Genomic DNA, 6,530 nt, shown 5'->3' on the forward strand with positions numbered 1-6,530 from the left:
GCAGCGAAGCTTTGGGCCACCGTTAGGTGATCGAAGTCTGCGACATCGACGGGGACACCTGCATGGCACGAAATCACCTGCGCAGCGGCTTGAACTGGGCCCGAGTCAAGGGTTGGGCTGAATTTGACGACCTAGGCAACCAAGCAAAGTAGGGACTGTTGGCAGAGTTCAGATTGACTGATCTTGTAAATATCAGTCAGACAAGCGGATTCGGTCATGTCAGCATGTTGCATAGCGAGCAGTTATGCGGTGGACTGTAGGCATGCTGACTCGAATTGACCATATCGGGATTGTTTGTTTCGACCTCGACAAAACCGTCGAATTCTACAGTGCCACCTATGGATTCGAGGTTACTCACCTGGAATCGAACGAGGAGGAGGGTATCCGTGAAGCGATGTTGAAGATCAACGAGACCCCGGACGGTTACGCCTCGTACCTCCAGCTGCTGGGCTCGACCCGGGACGACTCAGTAGTAGGCAAGTGGCTGGCCAAGAACGGAGAAGGCGTCCACCACATCGCATTCGGCACGAACGACGTGAGTGGCGAAACAGAAGCCATACGGAGTAAGGGCGTCCGGGCACTCTACGACGAGCCGAGACAAGGTTCAATGGGGTCCCGAATCAACTTCCTGCACCCAAAGGATTGCCACGGGGTCTTGACTGAACTCGTCACCGCCGCAACACCAGACTCCGAATGACAACTGCCAGTTAATGTTGCGATGGTCCATATCGTCAGAGTGTTGATGCGGATTTGTGCCATGGAGTGGTAGACGAGGGGGCGGGATGGGAAAATTGGCGCGGCGTTCGGATAGAAGAGGGCAGAAGCCTCGGAATGCGAAGGGCACTCGGGTTCGCCGTGATGGATTCGACGGTGAGTTCGTTCCAGGGCAACAATTTTCGGTCGACATGCGTATCCGCCGTCAGGCCGCCGAGGTGCTGGAAGCAAAGGTCACCGCGGCGCGGTGGCCCCTTGTGCTCGAGGCCATCGAGGCCGCAGCCTGGCCGGTGGAGACCTACCTGGGAAAATTCCTTAAGGGCGGCTACGACGTGATCCGGTTTCGGTCCGACCCGGCCGACGTGGGCGAGATGCTCCATAGGTTGTCCCGGATGACGAAGCTGCCGGTCGAAGCTGTTGCGCGGGAGCCCCACAAGCACTTGCCCTTCTGGCTCGATGACGAACCGGAATCGCACGATGTCGGCCTGCAGCCCTTCCGTTGGTTCCAGATGCTTTACTACAGCCACTTCCTTCTGCGCGCGTCGACGGCGGACCGGTATGCCTACTATGCGACGCCGGAGATGTCTGCGTTGATCGAGGCCGGCCAGAGTGCCGATCGAGACCATGATGTTGCTGTGACCGTGGCCGATCTTCCCTCGAGCAGAGGAGTTCTCTATCTCGCTCCAGCGGATGGAGTGCCCGACCACGGGCGGGTCCTGGTGTGGAACGAGACAGGTCGCGACAGTGGAAGTGGAACCGATGTTCTCCTGATAGCCATGCTTACCGTTCCTGCTTTGCGGTGGTGGTTGGCGCGGGCCGACGGGGCACTTCCTACTGACGGAAACCGGTTGTACCGCGTCGTCAACGACTACCTACCGGTGTTTCCTTTCGCCGAGGTCCAGCTCAGCCCAGCCGAATCCGATGCTGCGCCCAGTGCACCGAACCGATCAGGAGGCGCGGGTTTCACGGACGTCGGTCCCGACGAACCTGCGCATTCCGTGACCGCCATGAATGACCTGGATTACGTTGCGCGAACGTTCTTCTCGATGGTGAACATGCTGCGAGGCAACAAGTTCGTGGAGTCCACCCGCCAGCAGTCGGCGCGCATGCGAGACAACGACGGCGTAGTCAAGCGGATGCGTGAGGTGACGTATTTGTCGTACCGGCAGCCGCGGTCTGCATCCAGTGCTTCATCGTCGGAAGGATCTGGCAAGCTCTCGCACCGCCACGTCGTTCGGGGGCATTGGCGTCGGCATTGGTATCCATCGCAGAAGCGTCATCTACCCATGTGGATCGATGAGCATTTGCAGGGGCCCGCGGATGCCCCGATTGTCGTCAAGAGCAAGGTGACTGTGGTGCGCCCGCCTGCGGAGAATGAGAGTGTTGAATGACCAACGACCGTAGTTTCGATCCGGACGCCGATCACGGCCAGGCGGGCTGGGTGACTCTGCCCAGTGGACAGCGTGCTTACCGCTACCACGGCTCGGACGACCTGATCTACGACGGAGCAACCGCCCCCGAGGCCGACGCGTCGAACTAGACGTAGATTGGAACTCCTCGGCGCAGGCTCGAGAAGACCGATGCACCGTCATGCCGGAAAGAACGACGCAGCTCGTCCAGTCATTCACATGAATGATTGTTGCCTGGGAACCACAAAGCAGCGCTGTGCGTCCAACACAGCATGGACGACGACGAGTGCGCAGCCATCCGTGACGAGGGGCGCGACCCCAGCGACCCGGCCGTCGTAAGCGCCCTCGACCAGGTGAAACGAACGCTTCACCTATACCGGCATCTCGCCTGGACCTTCACGGCAGACGACCTCGACACTCGCACCCTCCACCGCTGAACGCGCCCACCTGCACGTTCGACAATCGAACATGCGTTCGATACGGTGTGGTGGTTCCTATCGGCGCGCGAAAGGTCGATCCACATGGCCACCGTCGACGCAATCGGGGACCTCACCGGCTTGGGCAAGGCCGAACAGCTCGCCGCGCTCCGACGCAGCATGGCCGCGATCCCCGGACGACGTGTCCACGCACCCATCGAGCCCGTCGACGCATCCCTGTTCGCCCCATCTCAGCCAACGGCCCCGCCCGCCGACGAACAGACCCTCAGCGGCCCTGTGCGTTCACAGACCCTGCGCACCATCCCCGTGCCCACGCCACTGTCGGAACTCCTCCCACGCGGTGCGCTGGCCCGCGGAACGGCCATCTCGATTACTGGTGCCGGATCGATCCTCGTCGGTCTCGTCGCTACAGCCAGCGCGGCCGGCCACCACGTCGCATTGATCGGGCAGTCGAAGTTCGGACTCCTCGCCGTCCACGAGCAGGGCGGCGACCTGTCGAAAATCCACCTGATCGACCCAGGCCAAACAGACCCCCTCGACGCTGCGAGCCTCTGTATCGAGGGCCTCGATCTGGTCGTGACGACCGTGCACGGACGCGATGTTCCGCCAACCCGGGCGCGTGCCCTGTTGGCCCGAAACCGTACGCACGCAGGAATTCTCGCGATCACGAACGGACGCATGCCCGGTCTCGACCTGGCAGTCTCCTCGCGGCCTGTCGCGTACGGCGGAATCGAGCAGGGCAGGGGCCGTATCCGGTCGATCACCCTCGAGACCACCGTGCACGGGCGCGGTATCGCCGAGCGCACCGGCCGCTACACCCTCACCGCGCCCACGTTCGGCGAACAGGGCCTGCGGTGGATCCCGAGCAGCGTCGACGCGGCCGTCCTGCACCGGCCACACGGTCTGGCGGTCGTGCAGTGAGCCCCGAGATGTACGAGAACTGGCCCGTCACTTTCGATCCGCCCACACGCCTCGTTGTCGATCCCCCTCAGAGAGTCTTGGTCAGCGTCGCGCTCACCGTGGCTGGCTCGTCTGGAGGATCCTTCCGTGACGGGGTGCCGCTCAAAGTCCGGTCGGAAGGTCTCGCGATGGACGTCAAGGCCCCTGGGCTTTTTCACGCATGGGCGAAAACTGGAAGGGGACAGTGGATTTGTTGTAGCTACGGTCTGTTGTTGACCAACTGACCGGTCAGGGCGCGCATGGTTGGTCAGCCTCTGATGCAGTATTAGGCCTTTTCAATTATACGGGGAGGGGGTATGGTCCGACATGTCAACAACATACCCCAGGGGGGTATGCATTCACGATTGAAGGAGCGGACATGATCACCACGAGCTACCGAGTTACCGGTATGACGTGCGGGCACTGCGAAGCCTCGGTTCGCGAAGAAGTCAACGCCGTAGCAGGGGTCGTCACAGTGGAGGCATCGGCGTCGGCGGGAACCCTGACGGTGACAAGCGCAGCCGAGCTCGACCAGGACCAAGTCATCGCCGCTGTTCGCGAGGCCGGATACACAGCGGAACAGCAACCCTCGGACCCGCGCACTGCGTAACCACCGAACTCGGTGGACGGAAGGACTCGCACGATGAACAACCACACACATGCCGGCGACGACACAGGGATGGCCGAGGCTGCGAACCCACACTCGGGCCACGACATGTCCGGGCACCGCGCGCCCCCCTCGGGACATGGCGAGCACACGGAGCGCGGCGGTCACGACGGACACGACGGCCACAGTGGGCATGCCGGCCACGGTGGGCATGCCGGCCACGGTGATCACGTCGGTATGTTCCGTCGCCTGTTCTGGATCATGCTGGCCCTCGCCGTCCCGGTGATCCTCGCTTCCGAGATGTTCGCGATGCTCCTCGGGTACTCGCTACCCGACGCAGCGTGGATCGCGTGGGTCTCCCCGGTACTGGGAACCGTGATGTATGCCTGGGGCGGGTCCCCGTTCCTCACCGGCGCGGTGAGTGAAATCCGTTCACGTGCACCAGGAATGATGCTTCTCATCGCCCTGGCGATCACCGTCGCATTCGTCGCGTCGATGGGAGCGAGCCTCGGCCTGCTCGATCATCAGCTCGACTTCTGGTGGGAACTGGCCCTGCTGATCGTGATCATGTTGCTCGGGCACTGGATCGAAATGCGATCTCTCGCGCAGACCACCTCCGCTCTGGACTCATTGGCAGCACTGCTCCCGGACACCGCCGAACGCGTCGACGGCGACGACGTAGTGCAGGTGTCCCCGGCCGAGTTGCTGCTCGGTGATCTGGTCGTCGTCCGCCCCGGCGGACGCGTACCCGCGGACGGCACCATCGTCTCCGGATCGGCGAGTATGGACGAGTCCATGATCACCGGCGAATCACGCACCGTCCGCCGCAGCGACGGCGACCAGGTCGTCGCCGGCACTGTCGCCACCGACTCCGGCCTGCGCATCCAGGTCACCGCAGTAGGGGAGGACACCGCCCTCGCCGGCATCGGCCGGCTCGTCGCCGACGCCCAGAACTCGACCTCGCGCGCTCAGCGCATCGCCGACACCGCCGCCGGCTGGCTGTTCTGGTTCGCTCTCGGATCCGCGATCATCACCGCCGCCGTGTGGACCCTGGTCGGGATGCCCGACGACGCCGTCATCCGCACCATCACCGTGCTGGTCATCGCCTGCCCGCACGCACTCGGACTCGCGATCCCGCTGGTGGTCTCCATCGCCACCGAACGCGCTGCCCGCGGCGGCGTTCTGGTCAAGGACCGGCTCGCACTCGAAACCATGCGAACAGTGGACACCGTGCTCTTCGACAAGACCGGGACCCTCACCAAGGGTGAACCCACCGTCACCGCAATCGAGGTGACGAACGGGCGCACTGCCGACAATGTCCTCGCTTTGGCTGCTGCCGCAGAAGCTGACTCAGAGCACCCACTCGCACGCGCCATCATCGGTGCCGCACGATCACGGAACCTAACCGTGCAGCCTGCGACTGACTTCCAGTCGTCCCCCGCGGTCGGGGTCGCAGCCGACGTCGACGGTACCCGCGTACAGGTCGGCGGGCCCGCGCTGCTCGAGCAGGAACACGGATCCGAACTCGCCGTCGCCGACCGGTGGCGCGGTGACGGGGCGATCATCCTGCACGTCCTCGCCGACGGGGCCGTGATCGGTGCGCTCGCGCTCGCCGACGAGATCCGGCCTGAATCACGCACCGCGATCGATGCACTCCACGCCCGCGGAATCGCGGTGGTGATGATCACCGGTGATGCCGATGCCGTCGCGAAGTCCGTCGCGACCGAACTCGGTGTGGACCGCTACTTCGCCGGGGTGAAGCCGGAAGACAAGTCCCACACCGTCGCTGCACTCCAGGGCGAAGGACGTACGGTGGCGATGGTCGGCGACGGAGTCAACGACGCACCGGCGCTCGCGCAAGCCGATGTCGGTATCGCGATCGGGGCCGGCACCGACGTCGCTATCGCATCGGCAGGAGTGATCCTCGCCAGCGACGACCCGCGGTCGGTGCTGTCGGTGATCGAACTCTCGCGCGCCTCGTACCGAAAGATGAAGCAAAACCTCTGGTGGGCAGCGGGATACAACCTGATCTCTGTCCCGCTCGCGGCAGGGGTGCTGGCACCGGTCGGGTTCGTACTGCCCATGTCCATCGGCGCGATCCTGATGTCGTTGTCGACGATCATCGTCGCCGCAAACGCGCAGCTGCTCCGGCGACTCGACCTCGCGCCCGACGCCATCACCGGAGCGGTGAACGACGGGAGTTCCGATGCTCCATCGCAGCGCGAACCGGTACTGTGAGAGCTGATCTCGTACCGGGAACGCAGCCCTGACAATTGTGGAACGCTGATGGCCGCACCCTCTCCGCCGGAGAGGATGCGGCCATCGTTGTGTGGCGGGCCGGGTCAGCCGAGCAGCCGCTGCATGGTCTCGATTTCCTGCTGCTGAGTGGCGACGATGGCGCGTGCCATCTCCAGGGCGTCAGGA

General features: G+C 63.7%; 6 protein-coding genes. All 6 read left to right on the forward strand.

The window, feature by feature from the left end; all coding sequences use genetic code 11:
* Nucleotides 1–262 precede the first annotated feature (262 nt).
* The 6 genes from mce (at nucleotide 263) to CH296_RS26130 (ending at nucleotide 6,344) form a co-directional block, all read left to right on the forward strand.
* Nucleotides 263–697, forward strand: coding sequence for a methylmalonyl-CoA epimerase (mce, locus tag CH296_RS26100; RefSeq protein ID WP_015586177.1), 435 nt, complete (start codon nucleotides 263–265; stop codon nucleotides 695–697).
* 208 nt (nucleotides 698–905) lie between these two features.
* On the forward strand, nucleotides 906–2,105 hold the full coding sequence (locus CH296_RS26105) for a hypothetical protein (protein ID WP_032384406.1): 1,200 nt from the start codon (nucleotides 906–908) through the stop codon (nucleotides 2,103–2,105).
* Nucleotides 2,102–2,254: a hypothetical protein gene (locus CH296_RS29110; protein ID WP_155289037.1), complete on the forward strand. Its 153-nt coding sequence runs from the start codon at nucleotides 2,102–2,104 to the stop codon at nucleotides 2,252–2,254. The genes CH296_RS26105 and CH296_RS29110 overlap by 4 nt, the downstream gene beginning before the upstream one ends.
* A 390-nt stretch (nucleotides 2,255–2,644) precedes the next feature.
* Nucleotides 2,645–3,481 carry a hypothetical protein gene (locus CH296_RS26115; RefSeq protein ID WP_015586180.1) on the forward strand — a complete coding sequence of 279 codons (837 nt, stop codon included), beginning with the start codon at nucleotides 2,645–2,647 and terminating at the stop codon, nucleotides 3,479–3,481.
* A 397-nt stretch (nucleotides 3,482–3,878) separates the two neighbouring features.
* The gene (locus CH296_RS26125; RefSeq protein ID WP_032407149.1) at nucleotides 3,879–4,109 is read left to right on the forward strand and encodes a heavy-metal-associated domain-containing protein; all 231 of its coding nucleotides are present in this window, start codon (nucleotides 3,879–3,881) and stop codon (nucleotides 4,107–4,109) included.
* Nucleotides 4,110–4,142: 33 nt separating this feature from the next.
* Nucleotides 4,143–6,344: a heavy metal translocating P-type ATPase gene (locus CH296_RS26130; protein WP_037185689.1), complete on the forward strand. Its 2,202-nt coding sequence runs from the start codon at nucleotides 4,143–4,145 to the stop codon at nucleotides 6,342–6,344.
* The last annotated feature ends 186 nt before the right edge of the window (nucleotides 6,345–6,530 follow it).

This window comes from Rhodococcus sp. 14-2496-1d (assembly GCF_002259365.1).
Lineage (GTDB): Bacteria > Actinomycetota > Actinomycetes > Mycobacteriales > Mycobacteriaceae > Rhodococcoides.

What these genes read in the sequence shown, in the direction of transcription:
- mce (WP_015586177.1), top strand. Translation starts at nt 263, where the DNA reads ATGCTGACTCGAATTGACCATATCGGGATTGTTTGTTTCGACCTCGAC.
- CH296_RS26105 (WP_032384406.1), top strand. Translation starts at nt 906, where the DNA reads ATGCGTATCCGCCGTCAGGCCGCCGAGGTGCTGGAAGCAAAGGTCACC.
- CH296_RS29110 (WP_155289037.1), top strand. Translation starts at nt 2,102, where the DNA reads ATGACCAACGACCGTAGTTTCGATCCGGACGCCGATCACGGCCAGGCG.
- CH296_RS26115 (WP_015586180.1), top strand. Translation starts at nt 2,645, where the DNA reads ATGGCCACCGTCGACGCAATCGGGGACCTCACCGGCTTGGGCAAGGCC.
- CH296_RS26125 (WP_032407149.1), top strand. Translation starts at nt 3,879, where the DNA reads ATGATCACCACGAGCTACCGAGTTACCGGTATGACGTGCGGGCACTGC.
- CH296_RS26130 (WP_037185689.1), top strand. Translation starts at nt 4,143, where the DNA reads ATGAACAACCACACACATGCCGGCGACGACACAGGGATGGCCGAGGCT.